The 21,289-nt window shown below is 72.3% G+C and carries 16 protein-coding genes; 9 read left to right on the top strand and 7 right to left on the bottom strand.

All coding sequences use genetic code 11. The features are described from left to right. Nucleotides 1-2: 2 nt before the first annotated feature. The 5 genes from hypF to BJ964_RS41375 all read left to right on the top strand — a co-directional run bounded on the left by hypF (nucleotide 3) and on the right by BJ964_RS41375 (nucleotide 5,663). Nucleotides 3-2,483 (top strand): carbamoyltransferase HypF, encoded by a 2,481-nt coding sequence (gene hypF / locus BJ964_RS41355; RefSeq protein WP_188125754.1) that lies wholly within the window; start codon nucleotides 3-5, stop codon nucleotides 2,481-2,483. After that, nucleotides 2,483-2,734 (top strand): HypC/HybG/HupF family hydrogenase formation chaperone, encoded by a 252-nt coding sequence (locus BJ964_RS41360; RefSeq protein ID WP_183218725.1) that lies wholly within the window; start codon nucleotides 2,483-2,485, stop codon nucleotides 2,732-2,734. The genes hypF and BJ964_RS41360 overlap by 1 nt, the downstream gene beginning before the upstream one ends. Beyond that, complete coding sequence (gene hypD / locus BJ964_RS41365; protein ID WP_188125755.1) at nucleotides 2,721-3,812, top strand: hydrogenase formation protein HypD; 1,092 nt, start codon at nucleotides 2,721-2,723, stop codon at nucleotides 3,810-3,812. The genes BJ964_RS41360 and hypD overlap by 14 nt, the downstream gene beginning before the upstream one ends. Then, nucleotides 3,809-4,858, top strand: coding sequence for a hydrogenase expression/formation protein HypE (gene hypE, locus BJ964_RS41370; protein ID WP_188125756.1), 1,050 nt, complete (start codon nucleotides 3,809-3,811; stop codon nucleotides 4,856-4,858). The genes hypD and hypE overlap by 4 nt, the downstream gene beginning before the upstream one ends. 160 nt (nucleotides 4,859-5,018) lie before the next feature. Continuing rightward, complete coding sequence (locus tag BJ964_RS41375) at nucleotides 5,019-5,663, top strand: DUF6390 family protein (protein ID WP_188125757.1); 645 nt, start codon at nucleotides 5,019-5,021, stop codon at nucleotides 5,661-5,663. A 32-nt stretch (nucleotides 5,664-5,695) separates the two neighbouring features. Here the strand turns inward: BJ964_RS41375 and BJ964_RS41380 are convergent, their stop codons facing one another. The 4 genes from BJ964_RS41380 to BJ964_RS41395 form a co-directional block, all read right to left on the bottom strand. Next, entirely contained in the window at nucleotides 5,696-7,297 is a 1,602-nt protein-coding gene (locus BJ964_RS41380) for an acyl-CoA dehydrogenase family protein (RefSeq protein WP_188125758.1), read from the bottom strand. After that, complete coding sequence (locus BJ964_RS41385; protein WP_188125759.1) at nucleotides 7,294-8,721, bottom strand: patatin-like phospholipase family protein; 1,428 nt, start codon at nucleotides 8,719-8,721, stop codon at nucleotides 7,294-7,296. Before BJ964_RS41385 ends, BJ964_RS41380 begins: the two co-directional genes overlap by 4 nt. After that, complete coding sequence (locus BJ964_RS41390) at nucleotides 8,718-9,356, bottom strand: TetR family transcriptional regulator (RefSeq protein ID WP_188125760.1); 639 nt, start codon at nucleotides 9,354-9,356, stop codon at nucleotides 8,718-8,720. Before BJ964_RS41390 ends, BJ964_RS41385 begins: the two co-directional genes overlap by 4 nt. 85 nt (nucleotides 9,357-9,441) lie before the next feature. Then, the gene (locus BJ964_RS41395; protein ID WP_188125761.1) at nucleotides 9,442-10,590 is read right to left on the bottom strand and encodes a PucR family transcriptional regulator; all 1,149 of its coding nucleotides are present in this window, start codon (nucleotides 10,588-10,590) and stop codon (nucleotides 9,442-9,444) included. A 127-nt stretch (nucleotides 10,591-10,717) separates the two neighbouring features. Between BJ964_RS41395 and BJ964_RS41400 the strand changes: the two genes are divergently transcribed. Both BJ964_RS41400 and BJ964_RS41405 read left to right on the top strand, forming a co-directional pair. Continuing rightward, nucleotides 10,718-12,937 carry an aminotransferase class III-fold pyridoxal phosphate-dependent enzyme gene (locus BJ964_RS41400; protein ID WP_188125762.1) on the top strand — a complete coding sequence of 740 codons (2,220 nt, stop codon included), beginning with the start codon at nucleotides 10,718-10,720 and terminating at the stop codon, nucleotides 12,935-12,937. Further along, nucleotides 12,938-14,530, top strand: coding sequence for a xylulokinase (locus tag BJ964_RS41405; protein WP_188125763.1), 1,593 nt, complete (start codon nucleotides 12,938-12,940; stop codon nucleotides 14,528-14,530). A gap of 67 nt (nucleotides 14,531-14,597) precedes the next feature. On the opposite strand, the gene BJ964_RS41410 is transcribed toward BJ964_RS41405, so the two are convergent. From BJ964_RS41410 to BJ964_RS41420, 3 genes are read right to left on the bottom strand one after another with little or no spacing between them, the layout of a single operon-like run. Then, nucleotides 14,598-15,632, bottom strand: a complete 1,035-nt coding sequence (locus tag BJ964_RS41410; protein WP_188125764.1) for a hypothetical protein — start codon at nucleotides 15,630-15,632, stop codon at nucleotides 14,598-14,600. Nucleotides 15,633-15,660: 28 nt separating this feature from the next. Then, a complete protein-coding gene (locus tag BJ964_RS41415; protein ID WP_188125765.1) occupies nucleotides 15,661-16,779 on the bottom strand; it encodes an aminopeptidase P family protein in 1,119 nt (372 codons plus the stop codon). Beyond that, nucleotides 16,776-18,299, bottom strand: coding sequence for an MFS transporter (locus tag BJ964_RS41420; protein WP_188125766.1), 1,524 nt, complete (start codon nucleotides 18,297-18,299; stop codon nucleotides 16,776-16,778). Before BJ964_RS41420 ends, BJ964_RS41415 begins: the two co-directional genes overlap by 4 nt. Nucleotides 18,300-18,437: 138 nt before the next feature. On the opposite strand from BJ964_RS41420, the gene BJ964_RS41425 reads away from it, so the two are divergent. Further along, entirely contained in the window at nucleotides 18,438-19,700 is a 1,263-nt protein-coding gene (locus BJ964_RS41425) for a threonine/serine exporter family protein (protein WP_188125767.1), read from the top strand. A gap of 92 nt (nucleotides 19,701-19,792) precedes the next feature. Continuing rightward, nucleotides 19,793-21,232 (top strand): APC family permease, encoded by a 1,440-nt coding sequence (locus BJ964_RS41430; protein WP_188125768.1) that lies wholly within the window; start codon nucleotides 19,793-19,795, stop codon nucleotides 21,230-21,232. Nucleotides 21,233-21,289: the final 57 nt, after the last annotated feature.

Consider the following 21,289-nt stretch of genomic DNA (forward strand, 5'->3'; position numbering starts at 1 on the left):
GGGTGTGTCTCGGGATCCCCGGGCGGGTGGTGGAGATCCTGGCGGGCGCGGCCGGGCAACTGGCCACCGTCGACGTGGTCGGGGCGCGGCGGCCGGTCAACATCGGCATGCTGGAGACCCCGCCGGAGCCCGGCGACTGGGTGCTCATCCATCTCGGATTCGCCGTGGAGGTCATCGACGCGGAACGGGCCGGGCATGTCCTGCGCGGCCTGGAACTGGCCGGGCAGGCCCGGACGGTCCGCCGCCGGTTCGCGGTGTCCGGGCTGGTGCAGGGCGTCGGGTTCCGGCCGTTCGCGTACACCACGGCCACCGGGATGGGCCTGGCCGGATCGGTGACGAACACCGCCGACGGGCTGGCCGTCGAGGTGGAGGGCTGCCCGGACGCGGTCCACGAGTACGGCATGCGGCTGCGCGAGGGCCCACCGCTCGCCGTGATCACCGCGGTCGAGGAGCTGGAACAGGAGGTACGCGGCACGACCGGGTTCCGGATCGAGGCGTCCACCGGCGGGCCGGCCCGCACCCTGGCCGCGCCGGACCTGGCGATCTGCGACGACTGCCTCGGCGAACTGCGCGATCCGGGCGGGCGGCGTTACCGGCACCCGTTCATCAGCTGCGTCAACTGCGGGCCCCGCTACACGATCATCACGGGGCTGCCGTACGACCGGGCGGCCACCACGATGGCCCGGTTCCCGATGTGCGCGCGGTGCCGGGCCGAGTACGAGGATCCGGCCGACCGGCGGTTCCACGCCCAGCCGATCGCCTGCCATGACTGCGGCCCCCGCCCGGAGCTGGTCCTCGGGCCGATGACGATGACCGGCGCCGACGCCCTGTACGAGACCCGCGCGCTGCTGGCCGCCGGGCGGATCGTGGCGGTCAAGGGGCTCGGCGGCTACCACCTGGTGTGCGACGCCCGCAACGCGGGCACGGTCGCCGAACTGCGCCGGCGCAAACGGCGGGGCGGCAAACCGTTCGCCGTGATGGCGGCGGGCGCGCGGACCGCGTACCGGATCGGGGTTTTCACCGACCGCGACCGTGACCTGCTCACCGGAGCCCGCCGCCCGATCGTGCTGGTCCCGCGCGAGCCCGGCGGCGGGCTCGCGGATCAGGTGGCGCCGGACAGCCCGGACGTCGGCGTGATGCTGCCCTACACGCCGCTGCACGTGCTGCTGTTCGGGCTGCCGGGCGACCCGCCGGGTCCGGACGTGCTCGTGATGACCTCGGGAAACGTGGCCGGCGAACCGATCGTGACCGACGACGCGGAGGCGGTGCGAAGGCTCGGCGGGCTGGCCGACGCGTGGCTGCGGCACGACCGGGAGATCCGGGTGCCGTGCGACGACTCGGTGGTGCGCGGCGACGTGATCCTGCGGCGGGCCCGCGGTTACGCGCCGATGCCGGTGCCGCTGCCGTTCCCGGTCGGGCCGTCGCTGGCGGCCGGCGCCGATGCGAAGAACACGTGCGCGGTCGCCTCCGGACGGTCGGCGTGGGTGAGCCAGCACATCGGCGACATGGACGACCTGTCCACGGTCGAGACCCTGCACACGCTCGCGGCGCATCTCGGCGAGATCGCCGGGGTGGAGCCGGAGTCGCTGGTCACCGATGAGCATCCAGGCTACCGGTCGGGATGCTGGGCGCGGGCCAACGCGGGCGGCCGGAAGGTGCGGACCGTGCAGCACCATCACGCGCACATCGCGGCGGTGATGGCCGAACACGGTCTCGGCGTGGACGAGCGGGTCATCGGGATCGCGTTCGACGGGACCGGCTACGGCACCGATCGCGCGATCTGGGGTGGCGAGATCCTCATCGCGGGCTATGCCGGCTTCGAGCGGGCCGGGCACGTCGGTTACGTTCCGCTGGCCGGTGGGGATGCGAGCGTACGCCGTACCTACCGGATGGCCCTGTCGCACCTGCGGTCGGCCGGGGTGCCGTGGGATCCGGCGCTGCCGCCGGTGGCCGCCTGCCCCGAGGCGGAACGGGAGATCCTCGCCCATCAGCTGCGTACCGGGCTGGCGTGTGTGCCGACGTCCAGTGTGGGGCGGCTGTTCGACGCGGTGGCGGCGATCGCCGGGGTACGGCAGACCGTGACGTACGAGGGCGAGGCGGCACTGGTCCTGGAAGGGCTCAGCCGGCAGGCGTGCGGGACGGCGTACCCCTGGAAGATCGACGAGGCGGGCGTCGCCGATCCCGGCCCGCTGATCCGCGCGGTCGCGTCCGACGTGCGGGACGGGGTGCCGGCCACCCTGATCGGCGCCCGGTTCCACGCCGCCGTGATCGACCTGATCGTCACCCAGGCGCAGCGCTGCCGGGAGCGGACCGGCCTCGATGTGGCGGCGCTCGGCGGCGGCGTCTTCCAGAACGCGGTCGTGCTCACCGGCGCTGTCCGTGAGCTGCGCGAACACGGTTTCACCGTGCTGTGGCCGCAACTGCTGCCGCCGAACGACGGCGGCATCGCCCTGGGGCAGCTGGCCGTCGCGGGCGCCCGCTGATGTGCCTCGCGGTGCCCGGGCGGGTGGTGCGGGTGAGCGTGGTCGACGGCACGCCGATGGCCGAGGTCGACTTCGGCGGTGTGCGCAAGGACGTGTGCCTGCAGTACGTGCCGGACGCGGCACCCGGCGAATACCTGATCGTGCACGTCGGTTTCGCCATCCAACGGCTCGACGAGGAGTCGGCGCGCCGCACCCTCGACGAGTTCACCCGGCTGGGCCTCCTGGAAGAAGAATTTGGTGAAGTACCTTGACGAGTTCAGCGACCCGGACCTGGCCCGCAGCCTGCTGCGGCAGATCCACGCCGCGACCACCCGGCCGTGGGCGCTCATGGAGGTGTGCGGCGGGCAGACCCACTCGATCATCCGGCACGGCATCGATCAGCTGCTGCCGGAGGGCGTCGAGATGATCCACGGGCCGGGCTGCCCGGTCTGTGTCACCCCGCTGTCGGTGATCGACAAGGCGCTGGCCATCGCCGCCCGGCCGGGGGTGATCTTCTGCTCGTTCGGCGACATGCTGCGGGTGCCGGGCAGCGGGCGGGACCTGTTCGAGGTGCGCGGCGCGGGCGCCGACGTCCGGGTCGTCTACTCGCCGCTGGACGCGCTCGGCATCGCCCGCGACAACCCGGACCGGGAGGTGGTGTTCTTCGGCATCGGGTTCGAGACGACCGCCCCGGCCAACGCGCTCACCGTGCACCAGGCGCGCCGGCTCGGGATCCGCAACTTCTCGCTGCTGGTGTCGCACGTGCTGGTGCCGCCCGCCATCTCGGCGATCATGGAGTCGCCGCGGTGCCGGGTGCAGGGGTTCCTGGCGGCGGGGCACGTGTGCAGCGTGATGGGCACGTCCGAGTACCCGTCGCTGTCGCAGAAGTACGGTGTGCCGATCGTGGTCACCGGGTTCGAGCCGCTCGACGTGCTGGAGGGCATCCGGCAGGCGATCGTGCAGCTCGAACAGGGCCGCCACGAGACCCGCAACGCCTACCCGCGGGCGGTCCCCGAGACCGGCAACCCGGTGGCCCGCCAGATGCTCGCCGACGTCTTCGAGGTGACCGACCGGGCGTGGCGGGGCATCGGCACGATCCCGGGCAGCGGCTGGCGGCTCACCGAACGGTACCGGGACTTCGACGCCGAGCACCGGTTCGACGTGACCGGGGTGCATGCCGCCGAGTCGGCGCTGTGCCGGTCCGGGGAGGTCCTGCAAGGACTGATCAAACCGCACGAGTGCGCGGCGTTCGGCCGGGTGTGCACGCCGCGGCAGCCGCTCGGCGCGACCATGGTGTCGTCGGAGGGGGCCTGCGCGGCGTACTACACGTACCGGAGGGTCGCCGGATGATCTCCTTCGAGGATTGGTCCTGCCCGGTGCCGCTGCGCGACACCCCCAACGTGGTCGCCGGGCACGGCGGCGGGGGCGCCATGTCCGCCGACCTGGTCCGGCATCTGCTCATCCCCGGGTACGGGGACGCCGGCGGCACCGCCGACCGGGACTGCGCGGTCGTCGAGGCGGGCGGGGCGCGGCTGGCGTTCACCACCGACGCGTACGTGGTCCAGCCGATGTTCTTCCCCGGCGGCTCGATCGGCGACCTGGCCGTCAACGGCACCGTCAACGACCTGGCGATGGCCGGCGCCACCCCGCTCTACCTGTCGGCCGCGTTCATCCTGGAGGAGGGCACACCGCTCGCCGACCTCGGCCGGATCTCGGCGGCCATGGGCGCGGCGGCCACCGCAGCCGGGGTACGGCTGGTCACCGGCGACACCAAGGTGGTCGGCCACGGCAACGGCGACGGGGTGTACCTGACCACCAGCGGGGTGGGTGTCGTGGCGGACGGCGTGGAGATCGAGCCCCGCCGGGCCGCGGTCGGCGACGCCGTGCTGATCAGCGGCGATCTCGGCCGGCACGGGGTGGCGGTGCTCAGCTGCCGGGAGAACCTGGAGTTCGGGACCACGGTGGCCAGCGACACCGCGCCGCTGCACGGGCTGGTCGCCGCCATGCTCGCCACCGGCGCCGACCTGCACGTGCTGCGCGATCCGACCCGGGGCGGGCTGGCCGCGGCTCTCAACGAGATCGCGGCGGCGGCGCGGGTCGGGGTGGAGCTGACCGAACGGGACCTGCCGGTGCCCGACGGGGTGGCCGACGCCTGCCACCTGCTCGGCCTCGACCCGTTGCAGGTCGCCAACGAGGGACGGCTGGTGGCTTTCGTCCGCCCGGATCACGCCGAGGACGTGCTGGCGGCGATGCGCGCCCACCCGTACGGGACGGGCGCGCGCCGGATCGGGACGTGCGTGGCCGGGCATCCCGGGATGGTGGTGGCCCGGACCGCGCTGGGCGGCACCCGGGTGATCTCGATGCCGATCGGCGAACAGCTGCCCCGGATCTGCTGACCCCGCATGAGCGAGCTTGCGAGCGAATCATTCAGCTCAGTCTTGAACTCATGGCGGCGCCGGAGCGCAGCGGAGGTGACGGCATGAGCGAGCTTGCGAGCGAATCATTCGGCTCAGTCTTGAACTCATGGCGGCGCCGGAGCGCAGCGGAGGTGACGGCATGAGCGACGCCGGGGCCACCCTGTTCGCGCGCTACGCGTTCCCACCGAACGAGCTGGGCTACTGCGGGCCGGACGGGGTGGCGCCCGCCGAGCTGGGACGGCGGGCCCGCGACTTCGAGGGCGCGTGGGCGTACCTCTGCTTCATCGCCTCGTCGGCGGGCATCGCCGATCCGCTCGACGAACGGGTGGTGGCGGCCTACTGGCTGGGCGGGACGCTGCTGGACCTGGTCGACGGCGACGCGCTGGCCGACGTGCTCCGGTCCCGGTTCGCCGGGCAGTACCGCGGGTCGCGGGCCATGGCCCACCACAGCTTCCACGTCTTCGAGGTGTACCCGTGGCTGTCGCTGCTGCGCCGTACCGGCAGCTCGCACGCGGTGTCGGTGCTGGACCGCTGCCGGATCCGCACCGGAATGGTTTCCTCGATACACGGCTTGCACGCGGTCGTCCGCTCGCCCGCCCTGGCGTGGCGCGACGGGACCCTCGCCGTCGGGGACCTCCACAGCGAACAGGTGCGATGGGAGCGGTCGCTGCTGCCGGAGCTGGCCGTCGGCGACCGGGTCACCCTGCACTGGGACTGGGTCTGCGACGTGGTCACGCAGGCGGACGACACCCGCCTGCGTGACCAGCTCCGCGGCTGGCTCTGAGCGCTCTTACGCGCGCCGCGATCTTGGTTCTCCTACGCGCGCGCCGCGATCTTGGCGACCGGCAGGCCCGGGTCGAGCGCGCCGTATTCCAGCGAGCGGTCCGGGCCCAGCCGCGACGCCACGAAAGCGTCCGCGATCTCCGCCGGGGCCTCCCGGATCAGCACCGCGCCCTGCAACCCCAGTGCCAGGGCCTCCACCACACGGCGCGCTGACGCCGGATCTCCCGCGGCCTTCGCGACCAGCTTCCGGGTCGCCGCCACATGACGATCAAATTCCGGGTGTACGCCCAGAGCGCTCGCGAGCTCACGATCCACCGCCCCGACCGACTCCGGCTCCCGGGCCATCGCACGCAGCACGTCCAGCGCGATCACGTTGCCGGAGCCCTCCCACACGGCCATGACAGGCTGTTCCCGGTAGCGCCGGGCCAGCGGGAACGCCTCGGTGTAGCCGTTGCCGCCGAGACATTCGAGCGCCTCGTAGGCGTGGTTCGGCCCGCGCTTGCAGACCCAGTACTTGCCGACCGCGGTGGCCAGCCGCCGGAACGCCACCGACTCGTCGTCGTCACTGTCGTACGCGGACGCCAGCCGCATCGCCGTCCACGTCGCCGCCTCCGCCTCCAGCTGGAGGTCGGCGATCACCGCGGTCATCGCCGGCTGGTCGATGAGCACCGCCCCGAACGCACTGCGGTTCCGGACGTGCCAGGCCGCCTCGGCGACCGACTGCCGCATCCCGGCCGCGCTGCCCAGCACACAGTCCAACCTGGTCTGCGCGACCATCTCGATGATGGTGCGGACCCCGCGGCCCTCCTCACCGAGCAGCCACCCGACGGTGCCGTCCAGCTCGATCTCCGACGACGCGTTCGACTTGTTGCCGAGCTTGTCCTTGAGCCGCTGGATCCGGAAGACGTTGCGGTCGCCGCCGGGCAGCACCCGCGGCACCAGGAAGCAGGACAGGCCGCCGGGCGCCTGGGCGAGCACCAGGAAGGCGTCCGACTGCGGGGCCGAGCAGAACCACTTGTGCCCGGTCAGCCGCCACGTCCCGTCGCCCGCGCCGACGGCCCGGGTGCTGTTCGCCCGTACGTCCGAACCGCCCTGCTTCTCGGTCATCGCCATGCCGAAGATCGCCGACGTCTTGCCGGCGCGCAGCTCCGGGTCGTAGTCGCGGGAGAAGACCCGGGGCAGCCACTCGCCGGCCAGCTCGGGCGTGAACCGCAGCGACGGCACCACCGCGTGGGTCATGCTCACCGGGCAGGCGTGCCCCGGCTCGATCTGCGCGAACAGCATGAACGTGGCGGCCCGGGCGACGTGCCCGCCGGGCCGCGGCTCGGCCCAGCAGCTGGTGTGCGCGCCGTTCTCGATCGCGGCGCCGATGATCCGGTGGTAGCCCGGGTGGAAGTCGACCGCGTCCACCCGGTGCCCCCACCGGTCGTGGCTCGAGAACACCGGCGGATGCGTGTTCGCCAGCTCCGCGTCCCGCTGGAAGTCACCCCGCCCCACCAGCGCGCCGACCCCGGTCAGGTGGCCGGTGGCCCAGCCCGCGCCGTAGCGGCCGACCGCCTCGGTGAGCGCCGGATGGGTCAGGTACTCGTTCACGTCCACCCGCGGCGGGGCCTGGTTCACGACGTCGTGGGTCACGGCTTCTCCTCCAGCAGGAAGGCGAGGTGTTCGCGGGCGGCGTCGGCGGCCGCGGTCCGGGCCGCGCGCAGCGCCACCTGGTCGCGTTCCAGCCGGCCGGGCAGCGGGTCATTGAGCCGCGGGGTCAGCGCGATCGTGCTCAACCCGTGCGACCACCCGTCCCGGACCTGCTGCAACGTCTCCCGGTAGCGGTGCGGGCGGCCCCGGTAGGCGGCGGCCAGCTCCGGGTTGAGCCGCCGCAGGTAGCGCTCGACCACCACGTCGGCGGCGCCGTAGCCGGGCTGGGTGCCGGGCGGCCGGGTGGCCAGGACGATCGCGTGGGTGGCGCCCCGGGCGGCCGCGCTGACCACCGGCACCGCCTCGACGATGCCGCCGTCCAGCCAGCGCCGGCCCCGCCACTGGACCGGGTCACCGGCGAGCAGCGGCAGCAGCCCGGACGCGTGCAGGCTGTTGACCAGGTCGTCCCGGTCGGCGAAGTCGGACAGCGCCTCGGCGCGGCCGGTGTCCACATCGGTGGCGACCATGGCGAGGCGGCCCGCCCAGTCGGTGCCGGACGCCGAGCCGATGTCCAGCAGGTCGTCGACGTGGGAGACGATGCGCAGGCCGTCGATCACGGGGCGGCCCCGGGCGATCCGGCGGACGTCGATGAACTCGGGCGAGGCGAAGACCTCGGCGTACGACTCGGCCATCGCGTTGGCGGCGCCGACGGCCAGGGCGGCGGCGTTCACCGCGCCGGCCGAGGTGCCGACGATCATGTCGATGTGTTCGAGGACGCCCTCCTGCTCGATGACGGCGGCCATCGCGGCGGAGACGATGCCGCGCATGCCGCCACCCTCGATGACCAGGGCCACCGTGGCGCCGTCGTCGGTGTCGCCGGTGCGGCGCCGCTCCTTGAGCACCTCCTGGATCGTGGGGGTGCCGATGCGGCCCAGCCGTACGCTCGCCCTGTCGGTGGCCTTTGCCGCCCGCTCCTCCTGCGCGACCGTCCCCTCGGTCCGCTCCGGCTTCCGCTCCGGGGCCACGATCGTCCCCTGCGCGACCGCGACCAGGGTCTCGGTGCCGTCGTCGGCGATCGCGACCAGCTCGCAGCGGCAGGCGGCGCGGCGGCCCTCGGCGCGCATCACCATGCCGTTGGCGCGCAGCGTGCGGCCGCGCGCCGGGGCGATGTAGTCGACCGTCAGGCCGGAGGTGACCACGTCCGGGCCGAGGGCCGCGCCGCCGGCGAAGGCCAGCGCGCAGTCCGCGGCGTACGCCACGATCCCGCCGTGCACGGCGCCGTGATGGTTGGTGATCTCCGGGCGGATGTCGAGCTCGACGACGGCGCCCTTCTCGCTGAAGGAGATCAGCCGGGTGCCGAGCATCCGGGTGACGGATTGATCGGCCAGCACCCGCTGGGCGGTCCTCAGTGCGGTGGTCGTGCTCATCGCATTCCTCCAGACATCATCGGTACGCCGAGCGCGCGGAAGCAGAACGAGCGGATCCCGTCGACGACCGCGGTCTGGGTCTCCTCGGACGGCTCCGGGCTGTCCGGGCGGATCCAGCCGACCAGGGCCTCGGAGATCGCGCCCATCACCGCCGAGGAGGCGAGCCGCGGGTCCTGCGGGACGAACTCGCCACCGGCCAGACCGTCGGAGATGATCTGCTCGCCGATGTCGGCGTAGGACCGCCGGTAGACCAGCCGCTCCGCCTCGACCACCGGGCTGACCGGCTCGAACAGCAGGGCCCAGGCCATCCGACGGCCGTGCAGGGCGCGGGTCGAGAAGATCCGGATCAGCTCGTCGATCCGCTCCGAGGCCCGCTGCCCGGCGTCCGAGACGGCGAGGCGGACCAGGTCGATCTCGTGGGTGGCGGCGCTGCGGAACACCTCGGCGAGCAGCCGGTCGCGGCCGTCGAAGTACGAGTACACCGATCCGACGCTGGCCTGACAGCGGGCGGCGATCGCGGCGACGGTGGCGGCCTTGAAGCCGTCCGCCGCGACGAGCGCCCGCGCGGCGCGCAGGAACCCGTCCCGCTTGTCCTCAGCGTTCTTCCTGGTCAATGCGGTTTGCCGGTATGGCATCCGGAGGCCCCCAAGCTATGAATCCGGATTCAATGCAAGGCAAGAAGTGAACCACGATTCAAAAGAAGGCCGCAAGCGGCCCCGGTCACGCCGACCGGGACTGGTAGGTGAGGACCAGCAGCAGCTCGAAGCGGGCGCGCGGGTCGTCCAGGTCGTCGCCGAGCAGCTCGCGGAGGCGGTTGAGGCGGTAGCTGACGGTCTGCGGGTGCACGAACAGCTCGGCCGCGACCGCCGAACGCGAACCCCAGTGCCGCAGCCAGCTCTCCAGGGTGACCAGGAACGCCTCCCGCTGGCCGGCCCGCAGCCCGGCCAGCGGTGCGAGCCGCCGGGCGGTCAGCACCGGCAGCGCGGCCGGCTCCCCGCGCAGCGCCAGGACCGCGAAGTGGTCGTCGGCGAAGACCGGCTCGGCGCCGGGCGTGACCAGTTCGGCGGTCCGCTCGGCGAGCCGCACCGCCTGCGGCGCCTCGGTCCAGTGCAGGGCCGGGCCGACCACCGCCTCCCGGCCGTACAGCGCCTCGGTGAGCGCCGCCCGCTCGGCCCGTGGCCCGCCGCGCAGCAGCAGCACCGCATCCCGGCCGCGCTCGGCGACCACCCCGTCCGCGCCGAACCGGAACCGGGCGTCGCGGGCCTGGTCCGGCGGCAGCAGCACCGGGACCACGGTGTCCACGCCGGGCCAGCCGATCCCGGCGGCGGCCTCCCGGACCACCTCGGGCGAGCTGCCGCCGGTGAGCAGCAGGTCGGCCACCTGGCGGCGGCGCCGGTCCCCCTCGCCGGCCTGTTCGCGCAGCTGGCGGGCCAGACCGTCGGTGCAGGCGGTGGCCAGCTCGTCGATGAACGCGCTGGTGGCGTCGGACAGGTCGATCACCTCGGCGACGCTGACCGGCCGCAACTCGCCGAGCGCCTCGGTGGCGGTACGCAGCAGCAGGCGGGAGGCGATCCGCAGGGAGGCGAGCAGGGTCTCCGGCCCGCGGTTCTCCCGGGCCTCGGCCGCGCCCAGGGCCACGAAGACCTCGCGGATCCGGGGCGGCAGCGCGGGCTCCCGGGTGCCGGCCAGGTCGAGGAACCGGTCCAGGGCCACCTTCACGGCGGTACGCACGTCGCGTTCGAACTTCTCCCCGGCCCCGGCGCCGGGGCTCTCCCGGACCGCCGTGGCGATGTCGCGGACGGCGGCGGGCAGGCGCGGGCGCATGGCGACGGCCAGATCGGTGGGCAGGTTCTGCCAGGGGGTGTTCATCGTCCCCGATTTTGTCACCCGGTGATAAACCGACGATGGATTCTTGCTGGTTCGCCGATGATGCTTCGTCCGGGGCTCGGGACGACGATGGACCCGTAACTCCCCCGCACGGATCGGAACCCCGCCTGTGAAACACCGTCTGTCCCGCCAGCACGTGGTCGACATGTGCCGGACGATGCTCGACCGCGGCTATCTCAAGGCGACCGAGGGCAACGTCTCGGTCCGGATCCCGGGTCACCAGCTCTATGCCGTGACGCCGAGCAACTACGACTACGACCGGATGCGGGTGGAGGACATCTGCATCGTCGACTTCGACGGCAAGCACGTGCCCGACCCCGGCGGCGCCGGCGGCCTGGTCCCGTCGATCGAGTGCGGCATGCACGCCAACGTCTACCGCGACCGGCCGGACGTGAACGCGATCGTCCACACCCACCAGCCGTATGCGTCGGCCCTCGCCTTCCTGCGCAAGCCGATCCCGGCGCTCACCGACGAGCAGGTCCGCTTCCTCGGCAAAGAGGTGGCGATCATCGACTACGCGCCGTCCGGCACCGGCTTCCTGGCGAAGAACGTGCGGAAGAAGGTGGCGAGCGGCGACAACGCGTTCATCATCGCCAACCACGGCGTGGTGGCGCTGGGCACCGACCCGGATCGCGCGGTGTTCAACATGGCGCTGCTGGAGAAGGTGTCGATCGCCTACCTGATGGCGCTCACCTCGGAGGCCGGCAAGGTCTACACGATTCCGGACACGATCCGCGAGATCGCCTTCAGCAAGCTGAAGAAGGACGAGAAGCGGATCGCCGCGCAGATCACCGAGGCGGTCGAGCCGGTCCGGGTGCCGGAGGACGAGGAGCTGCCGTCCGCCGAGACCGAGGCCCCGCAGCAGTACGAGACGTCCGCGGACCTCGGCTACTCGATCAGCGAATACCTCGACGTCGACGACACCCTGCGCCGGCTGAAGGCTCTCGTGGCCCAGCCGATGCGCGGGCTGCGCCACGACGCCCTGCTCGACACGCTGAACTACTTCGAGACCAAGTGCACCGCCAGCAAGGAGATCACCGAGCGGGCCAAGAAGCGGATCCCCGGCGGCGTCCAGCACAACCTGGCGTTCAACTACCCGTTCCCGCTGGCGATCGACAAGGCCGAGGGCGCCTACCTGACCGACCGCGACGGCAACGTCTACATCGACTTCCTCCAGGCCGGCGGCCCGACCATCCTGGGCAGCAACTACGCCCCGGTCAACGAGCGGGTGGCCGAGGTGATCCGCGAGTCCGGGCCGGTCACCGGCCTCTTCCACGAGTACGAGCTGAAGCTCGCCGACATCATCCACCAGTACATGCCGCACATCGAGATGTACCGGTCGCTGGGCTCCGGCACCGAGGCGGTCATGGCGGCGGTGCGCGCGGCCCGGGCGTACACCAAGAAGAGGATGGTCATCAAGGTCGGCGGCGCCTACCACGGCTGGTCCGACACCATGGTCTACGGCCTGCGCGTCCCCGGCTCGTTCCGGATGAACGCCAAGGGCATCCCGTGGGGCGCCACCGGCCGCACCCGGGAGGCGTTCCCGCACGACCTGGGCCTGCTCAAGCGCAAGCTGATCGAGAACAGGCTGCGCGGCGGCACCGCCGCGGTCGTGGTGGAGCCGCTCGGCCCGGAGTCCGGCACCCGCCCGGTCCCGAAGGGCTACAACGCCGCCGTCCGCAAGCTGTGCGACGAGTTCGGCGCACTGCTGATCTTCGACGAGGTGGTGACCGGCTTCCGGACCGGCCTGGGCGGCGCCGCCGGCTACTTCGGCGTGACGCCCGACCTGACCGTCCTCGGCAAGGCCGTCTCCGGCGGCTACCCGATGGCCGGCGGGGTCGGCGGGCGAGCCGACGTCATGGCGGTCTTCGGCTCCGGGCTGGACGGCAAGCACGGCGCCCACATCCAGGTCGGCGGCACCCTGTCGGCGAACCCGCTGTCCTGCGCGGCCGGCTACTTCGCCATTCAGGAGATGGCCCGCACCAACGCGCCGGTGATCGCCGGCAAGGCCGGTGACCGGCTGACCCGCGGCCTCCAGCGCCTGATCGACAAGTACGGTCTGCCGTACGTGGCCTACAACCAGGGTTCGATCGTGCACCTGCAGTCCAGCGGCGTGCTGATGCTCGACATGCGCAACCCGGTCAAGCTGTTCAAGGAGAACAAGGGCCGCAAGCAGGTGATGGAGCAGATGGGCGCGGCCTACGCCGCCCACGGCATCATCACGCTGGCCGGCTCGCGGATGTACACGTCGATGGCCGACACCGACGAGGTCATCGACGACGCCCTCGCCCGGTTCGACCAGGTCTTCGCGCTGGTCGAGGGAGTGTAAGTGGCCATTCCGCCGCAGATCCTGGCGATCGACCTGGGGACCTCGGGGATGAAGGCCGCGCTCGTCGCGGCCGACGGGACGGTGACCGGCTGGGCCGAACGGCCGGTCCCGCTGGTCGTCCTGCCCGGCGGCGGCGCCGAACAGGACCCGGTCGCCTGGTGGGACGCCCTCGCCGAGGTGGTCGCCGACCTGGGCCGCGACTTCCCGGATCATCTGCGCGCGGTGACCACCATCTGCTCGTCGACGCAGGGCGAGGGCACCATCGCGGTGGACGCGGCCGGCGAGCCGCTCACCCGGTGCATCAGCTGGCTCGACATGCGTGGGGCCACCCACCTGCGGCGGCAGTTCGGCGGGTTCCCGGCGGTCGACGGCATCTCGGTGCGCCGGATCGCCAACTGGCTGCGGCTCACCGGCGGCATGCCGTCGGTGACCGGCAAGGACCCGGCCGCCCACATGCTGCTGATCCGCGACGACATGCCGGACGTCTACGCGAGGACGAAGACGTTCCTCAACGTCCTCGACTGGATCAACCTGAAACTCACCGGCCGCACGGTGGCGACCGTCGACTCGATCCTCACCTCATGGGTCACCGACAACCGGAAGGCCCCCGCCATCCGGTACGCCCCCGCGCTGGTCGCCGCCAGCGGGATCGACGCGGACAAGTTCCCGCCGATCGTGGCATGCACCGAGGTGATCGGCACGCTATCCCCCCTGGCTGCCGATCACCTCGGCCTCCCCCGATCGGTGCAGGTCGTGGCGGGCGCCATCGACAACACGGCCGCCGCCATCGGGGCGGGCACCACCCGGGACAACGAGCCCCACCTCTACCTGGGCACGTCGTCCTGGATCGCCGCGCACGTACCGCGAAAGAAGACCGACGTGCTCACCGGCATCGCGTCGATCCCGTGCGCCATCCCGGACCGCTACCTGATGACCGCGCTCCAGGCGACCGCCGGCGCCAACCTCACCTGGCTTCGCGACAAGATCGTGGAGTACGACGACCCGATCGTCAGCGCCGGCCACGTGAGCCGCGACGAGGGCACCATCTTCGACGCCTTCGACAAGATCATCCCGACGGTCCCGGCCGGCGCGAACGGCGTCCTCTACACCCCCTGGCTGTACGGCGAACGCGCACCGGTCGACGACCCGAACCTGCGCGCCGCGTTCCTCAACATCTCCCTCGACACCACCCGCTCCGACCTGCTGCGGGCCGTCTTCGAGGGCGTCGCGCTGAACACCCGGTGGCTGGCCAAGGCGGTCGACCGGTTCCTCGGCGCGCCGGTGGAGTCGATGGTCATCACCGGCGGCGCGGCCCGCTCCGACTCGTGGTGCCAGATCTTCGCCGACGTGCTCGGCCACGAGATCCGCCGGGACGCCAACCCGGTGACCGTGAACGCCCGGGGCGCCGGCTGGATCGGCGCGGTCGGCGCCGGGATGATCGCGTTCGACGACATCCCGGCGCTGAGCCGCAACGATCACGTCTTCACTCCCGGGCCGGATCACGCCCGCTACGGCGAGATCTACGACATCTACCAGGATCTGCACAAACGCCTCGCGCCGGTCTATCGGCGGCTCAACCGCCCGGCCGGCTGACCTCCGGAGTGACGGCCCGCCGCCACGGGCCGTCACTCCGGTCAACAACGCCAGGGTCAGCGCCGGGTCACGGGTAGGAGGTGGGCGGCGGGCCACTGGGCGGCGGGCCACCATACGGCGGGCCACTGGGCGGGCCACCATACGGCGGGCCACTGGGCGGGCCACCATACGGCGGGTTACTGGGCGGGCCACCATACGGCGGGTTACTGGGCGGCGGGCCACCGGGCGACGGGGCCTGCGGGCCGGGCGGGTTGATCGCCGCGTCCAGGCCGTCCAGGATCTCCTCGATCTGCGGCCGCAGGACCCGCCAGTCACGGCCCGAGGCGAGCGCCTCGTTCTCCGCGTCGACGGCCGCCGTGAGGTCGCGCAGCAGCACCGTGATCCCGGTGGCCCGGGCCTGGCGGGCGGCGTCCGAGGGCTGGGTGGACAGCCGGCCCCAGCCGGCGATCAGCGCGGCCAGGTCGGCGCGGACCCGCGGCCAGGTGTTGGCCCGCTGAACCGGGTCGGCGGAGGCCAGCACGGGCGTCAGCCGCGCCTCGGTGACCATGCGGGTCTCGGCGGACAGGGTGCCCGCATCGGCGTCCCAGGTCGCCGTGCGCCGGGAACGGCTGATCAGCAGCACGGCGGCGAGTCCGGCGAACAGCAGGAACAGCAGGACCCAGCCCCAGACGCCACCGGAGTCGTCCTCGGCGGCGATCGGCACCACCTCGGCCGACGACGAGGTGGCCGCCGGTGTCGGTGTGGTCTCCTCCGGCGTCGGCGTGGTGGTCTTGGGCGGCACCACGGTCACCGTCACCTCCACCTTGGTGGTGGACGGCTTGTCCGGTGTCTTCTCGGTCTCCTGCGGCTGCTGGCCGGTCCTGGTCGGTTCCGGTTCGCCGGTCGGTTCCGGCTTCTCGGTCGTCTTGGTCGGTTCCGGCTTCTCGGTACGGGTCCGTGTCGGTTCCGCCGTATCAGCGGGCTCCTCGTCGGCGGTGCGCTCGATCGACGGCAGGGTGGACGGCAACGTCCGGTTCTCCCCCTCGCCGCTGCACGCCGCCGTCGCCAGCAGGCAGAGAAGCGCGGCCGCCACGGCGGCCGGCCGGTGTGCCCGTTGCATCATGTGTCCACTCCCCATATCGAACAGCCGGTCAGGCGACGATCCGCATCTCGCGGCTGGTGTTGTTGAAGCGGCGGCCACCGCTCTCGGTGACCGTGACGATGTCCTCGATCCGTACGCCGAATCGGCGGGGCAGGTAGATCCCCGGTTCGATGGAGAAGCACATTCCGGGTACGAGCGGGCGCGTCTCACCCTCGACCAGGTACGGCGGCTCGTGGGTGGTCAGGCCGATGCCGTGGCCGGTGCGGTGGATGAAGTACGGCCCGTACCCGGCGTCCTCGATGACCGCGCGGGCCACCCGGTCGATGTCCTCGCAGGTCGCGCCGGGCCGGACGGCCTCGAAGGCGGTCTGCTGGGCGTGCCGCACCACGTCGTGGATCTCGCGTTCCACACCGGTCGGCTCGCCGACGTGCACGGTACGGGTGGTGTCCGAGCCGTACCCGTCCTTGAGCCCGCCGAAGTCCAGGACCACCATGTCGCCCTCGAGGATCACCCGGTCGCCCATCTCGTGGTGCGGGTCGGCGCCGTTCGGGCCGGACCCGACGACGGTGAAGTCGACCTGGCTGTGGCCGTGTTCGCGGAGCAGCCCGGCCAGTTCGGTGCCGACCGCGTGCTCGGTCCGGCCGGCGAACCGGGCCGAGACGATCTCCTCGTACGCGGCGTCGGCGGCCGCCCCGGCGCCGGCCAGCCGTTCGATCTCGTCGGCGTCCTTGACGGCCCGCAGCATCGGCAGGGTTCCGGTCATCGACGTGAACCAGGACGCCGGCACCTCGCGTTGCAGGGCCAGCAGGTGCAGGGCCCAGGCCGAGTCGGAGATGGCGTAGCGGCCGTCGGCGGCGAGCAGCCGGGCGGTGGCCGCGTACGGGTCGGCGCCGTCACGCCAGTCGCTGATCGTGACCGCGCTCGCGCCGGGCGCCGCCTCGGCGTCCGAACGTTCCAGGGTGGGGACGATCAGGCGCGGCTCGTGGTCCCGGTCGAGCACCAGCATGGTGATCCGCTCGGTGATGGCGGTGGGCCGGTAGCCGGTGAAGTACACGAGATCCGGGCCCGGCGTGACCAGCAGACCGGTGAGCCCGGCGCCGACGGCCTGGGCGACCGCCCGTTCCATCCGGGCGGTGAAGTCCTTCGTGGTGAACGGTCGTGGCGTCATGCCGGGGCACCTCCGGTGGTCGCGACCGGGCGGGTCGGGATCGTGTGGCTGGTCGCGGCCGCCGCGGCGGCCAGGTGCACGGCGCCCGCCGGGTCACCGCGGTGCCGGCCCATCAGGACGGCCAGCGCGACGCCGGCCGCCGACAGCAGCGCCAGCAGCAGCGCCGCACCGGCGAGGCCGGCGGCCAGGGCGTCACCGGCGGATTCCCCGGCGGTGGCGTGCGAGTCGGTGACCGCGGTGAAGACCGTGGAGGCGGCCGCCACCGCGAGCGAGCCGCCGACGTACCGGGCCATGTTGGAGATGCCGGAGGCCTGACCGACCTCGTCGGGCGAGACCGCCGAGGTGGAGGCCGACGAGGCCGGCCCGTTGGCGAAGCCGAGGCCGACCGACAGGACCATCAGCGGGATCACGAACGTGGCGTAGCTCCAGCCGGCGGTCACCAGGATCATCACGCCGGCGCCGGCCGTCGCCAGGGCGAAGCCGAGGGCGACCGCCTGCCGCGAGCCGATCTTCACGGCCAGCGGGGTGATCAACGGCGTCACCGCGATCATCGCGGCCGCCGCGGGCAGGGTGGCCAGGCCCGCTTCCAGGGCCGTCATCCCGAATGCGGCCGGGTCCTGGAAGTAGAGGCTGAGCAGGTACATCAGCGCGTTGATGATGCCGGCCACGAGCAGGATGGCGAAGGTGGACCCGACCAGCACCCGGTTGCGGAGCAGCCGCAGGTCGACGAGCGGGGCGGTGGCCCGGCGCTCGGCGGCGACGAAGCCCGCCCCGCCGAGGACCGACAGCACCAGGCAGCCGATCGTGGGAGCGGACACCCAGCCCCAGTCGCCGCCCTCGCTGAGCGCCAGCACCAGCGGCACCAGCGCGACCGCGACCAGTACGGTGCCGAGCACGTCGATCGAGCGGGGCCGGTCCGGGTCGCGTGATTCGGCGACCCCGGCCAGGGTGACCGGGATGCAGACCGCGGCGATCGCCGCGTCGATCCAGAACAGTCCCTGCCAGCCGGTCGTGCCGACCAGGACCCCGCCGACGAGTGGGCCGACGGCCGCGCCGATGGCCGACGCCGCGCCCCACAGGGTGATGGCCTTCATCTGCCCGGTTCCGGACGATCCGACCGACAGCAGGCTCATCCCGCAGGCCAGGATGGTGGAGCCGGCGGCGCCCTGGATCATCCGGCCGCCGATCACCCCGGCCGCTCCGCTGGACAGCGCGATCAGGGCGCAGGACAGCACGAACAGGACCAGGCCGCCGAGGAAGATCCGGCGGCGGCCGAAGACGTCGCCGAGCGCGCCGGAGGTGACGATGACCGCGGCGCCGACCAGCATGTAGCCGGTGACGGCCCACTGGAGCACGTCGATCGGGGCGCCGACGTCCTCGCTGATCGCCGGCAGCAGGATCGTGACGGCGGAGGTGTTCGCGTTCACCACCAGCGCCGAGACGCACGCGGCGAACAGCACCCCGCGCCCCGCCGCCTTGCCGGCGTCGGTTCTCGGGGCTTCGTGACCTGTCGGGGGCATCGTGGTCCCTTCGCATCGGCGCCACGTCTGCCGCCAATCTCCCGTCCGGGCGGGGCCGCGGACATCGCTCGTGCCGGATGAATCTCATCCCGCAGCGGTGAGGCGACCGCGGCGGCCCCGCACCTAACTTCGGGCGACATGAGTGACTCGTCGATCTCCGACCGGGAGCTGCAACAGTTCCTGCTGTTCCTGGGCAGCGCGCTCACCGCGGCCGGCGAGGCGGTCAACCAGATCGAGGAGCATCTGCTGCGGGTGGCCCGGGCGTACGGCGCGGCGCACGCCCGGTTCAGCGTGCTGCCGACGTACGTCGTCATGTCCCTGGAGCCGGGCCGCCCGGCGACGCTGGAGCCGACCCGCGCGCTGCGTGGCGGGCTCCGCCTGGATCAGACCGCGGCCCTCTACGAGGTGCTGCGCGAGGCCGAGCAGGGCCTGACCTCGCCGGTCGAGGGCAGTCGCCGGATCCAGGAGATCGTGACGATGCGGCCCCGGTTCCGGCCGGCGTTGCAGATTCTCGGGTACGCCGTGCTGACCGCCGGGATCTGCCTGATCCTCCAGCCGACGTGGGTGGACCTGCTGCTGTCCGTCCTCTTCGGCGTGCTGGTGGGCGGCTTCAAGCTGATCGGCGCCCGCTGGGCCAGCCTACAGATGATCATGCCGGTGGCGGCCGCGTTCGTGGTGGCGGCGCTGACTTTCATGATCGCCGGAGGCACCTGGCTGGACGCCGATCTGCGCGCGATGGTGGCCCCGCTGGCCACCTTCCTGCCCGGCGCCATGCTGACGATGGCGGTCGTCGAGGTGTCGGCGGCCGAGATGGTGACCGGGGCGAGCCGTCTGGTGGCCGGCCTCCTCCAGTTGCTGCTGCTCGCGTTCGGGATCATCGGCGCCGCCCAGCTGGTCGGGCTGCCCCGCGCCGAGCACCTGGTCAGCGCGCCGCAGAACTCGATCGGCGCGTGGGCGCCGTGGCTGGGCGCGCTGGTCGTCGGGATCGGCAACTACCTGGTGCTGTCCGGCCCACCCCGGACGCTCGGCTGGCTCTGCCTGGTCCTCTACTCCGGATGGATCGCCCAGTACCTCGGCGGGCAGGCGTTCGGCGGCTACCTGAGCGGCTTCCTCGGGGCGGTGGTGCTGACCGTCGTGGCGTACCTGGTGGAACGGGTCCCGTCCGGGCCGCCCGCCCTGGTCTCGTTCCTGCCCGGCTTCTGGCTGCTGGTGCCGGGCGCACTGAGCCTGATCGGGATCACCGAGTACCTGAGCCAGGACGCGGTACGCGGCGCCGAGGACCTGATCGGCGCGCTCGGCTCGATGCTGGCCGTCGCCCTCGGGGTGCTCTGCGGCCATCCGATCTATCGCGGTCTCGCCCGGGCGCTGGGCGCCTGGAACCTCCGCGAGGAACGCATGTGACCGCGAACCGTTCCCCAGGGGTGAGGCGGCGACCATCCATTCGGGCCGATGATCCGCGGAAAACCCCTCGATCGGAGGCAGCGTTGAGCGCGATGGACGTGCCCGCCACAGAACCGGTGGGCGACAAGGGTGCGAAGCCGAAGACGGCCCGCAACATTCAATACATCTCCTGGGTTGCTCTGGCGCTGATGACCACGAGCTCGGTGGCCAGCCTGCGTCCGTCGCCCACGATGGCCGTCTACGGACTGGCCAGCATCTTCCTCTACATCGTCCCGGCGATCGTCTTCCTGCTGCCGACCGCTCTGGTCTCGGCGGAGCTGGCCTCCGGCTGGGAGGGCGGCGTCTACAAGTGGGTCAGCGAGGGCATCAACAAGCCGGCCGGGTTCCTGGCGGTGTGGTGCCAGTTCGCCATGACGATCTTCTACTACCCGAGCCTGCTCGGGTTCGTGGCGAGCACGCTGGCGTACGTCATCAATCCGGACCTGGCCTCCAGCGGCGTCTGGACCGCGATCGTCATCATGGTCTGCTACTGGTCCGGCGTGTGGGTCTCGTCCCGCGGCACCAGCGGCGTGGCCGGCCTGGCCAGCGGCGGCCTGATCATCGGCACCCTGATCCCCGGGGCGCTGCTGGTGATCCTCGGCATCGCGTTCCTCGGCCAGGGCAACGAGTCGGCCGCGCCGATGACCGCCGACAACCTGATCCCGGCCTGGGCCGGCCTGTCCAGCCTGGTGCTGATCGTGAACAACTTCCTGTCGTACTCCGGCATGGAGATGAACGCGGTGCACGTCGGGTCGCTGAAGCAGCCGGGTAAGGAGTTCCCGAAGGCCATGTTCCTGGCCATGGGCCTGGTCCTGCTGATCTTCATCCTGCCCGCGCTGGCGATCAGCTGGATCGTGCCGGCCGAGCAGCTGTCGCTGACCGCCGGCGTGATGCAGGCGTTCGACGCGGTGTTCGCCGCGTTCGACTCGCAGTGGCTCACCCCGATCCTCGGCGTCATGCTGGTCGCCGCCTCCCTCGGCGGCATGCTCACCTGGCTGGCCGGCCCGTCCAGGGGCCTGCTGCTGATCTCCAAGCAGGAGGGCTACCTGCCGCCGTTCCTGCAGAAGCTGAACAAGCACGGCGTGCAGCAGAACATCCTGGTCACCCAGGGTCTGGTCACCACGCTCATCGCGCTGGCCTACGCGTTCATCCCGGACGTCTCCAGCGCGTACTGGATCTTCTCGGTGATCACCACGCAGGTCTACCTGATCATGTACCTGCTGATGTTCGTGGCCGCCGTCCGCCTGCGCCGCAGCCACCCGGACCACCCCCGCGGCTACCGCGCCCCGATGCTCACCGGCCTCTGCGGCGTCGGCTTCGCCGCCTCGCTGGCCGCCCTGCTCATCGGTTTCGTCCCGCCGTCGCAGTTCGGCTCCGGCAGCGTCGGCGTCTACCTGGCCGTCGTCGCCGGCGGCGCACTCGGTCTCGGTCTGCTCGTCCCGTTCCTCTTCTACAAGCTGCGCAAACCCTCCTGGAAGGAAGCCTCCGCATGATCAAGGAACACAAGGCGCTGACCGTCTCCGTCGTGGCGCTCGTCGCCCTGGCCGGGT

It is taken from the genome of Actinoplanes lobatus (assembly GCF_014205215.1).
Lineage (GTDB): Bacteria > Actinomycetota > Actinomycetes > Mycobacteriales > Micromonosporaceae > Actinoplanes > Actinoplanes lobatus.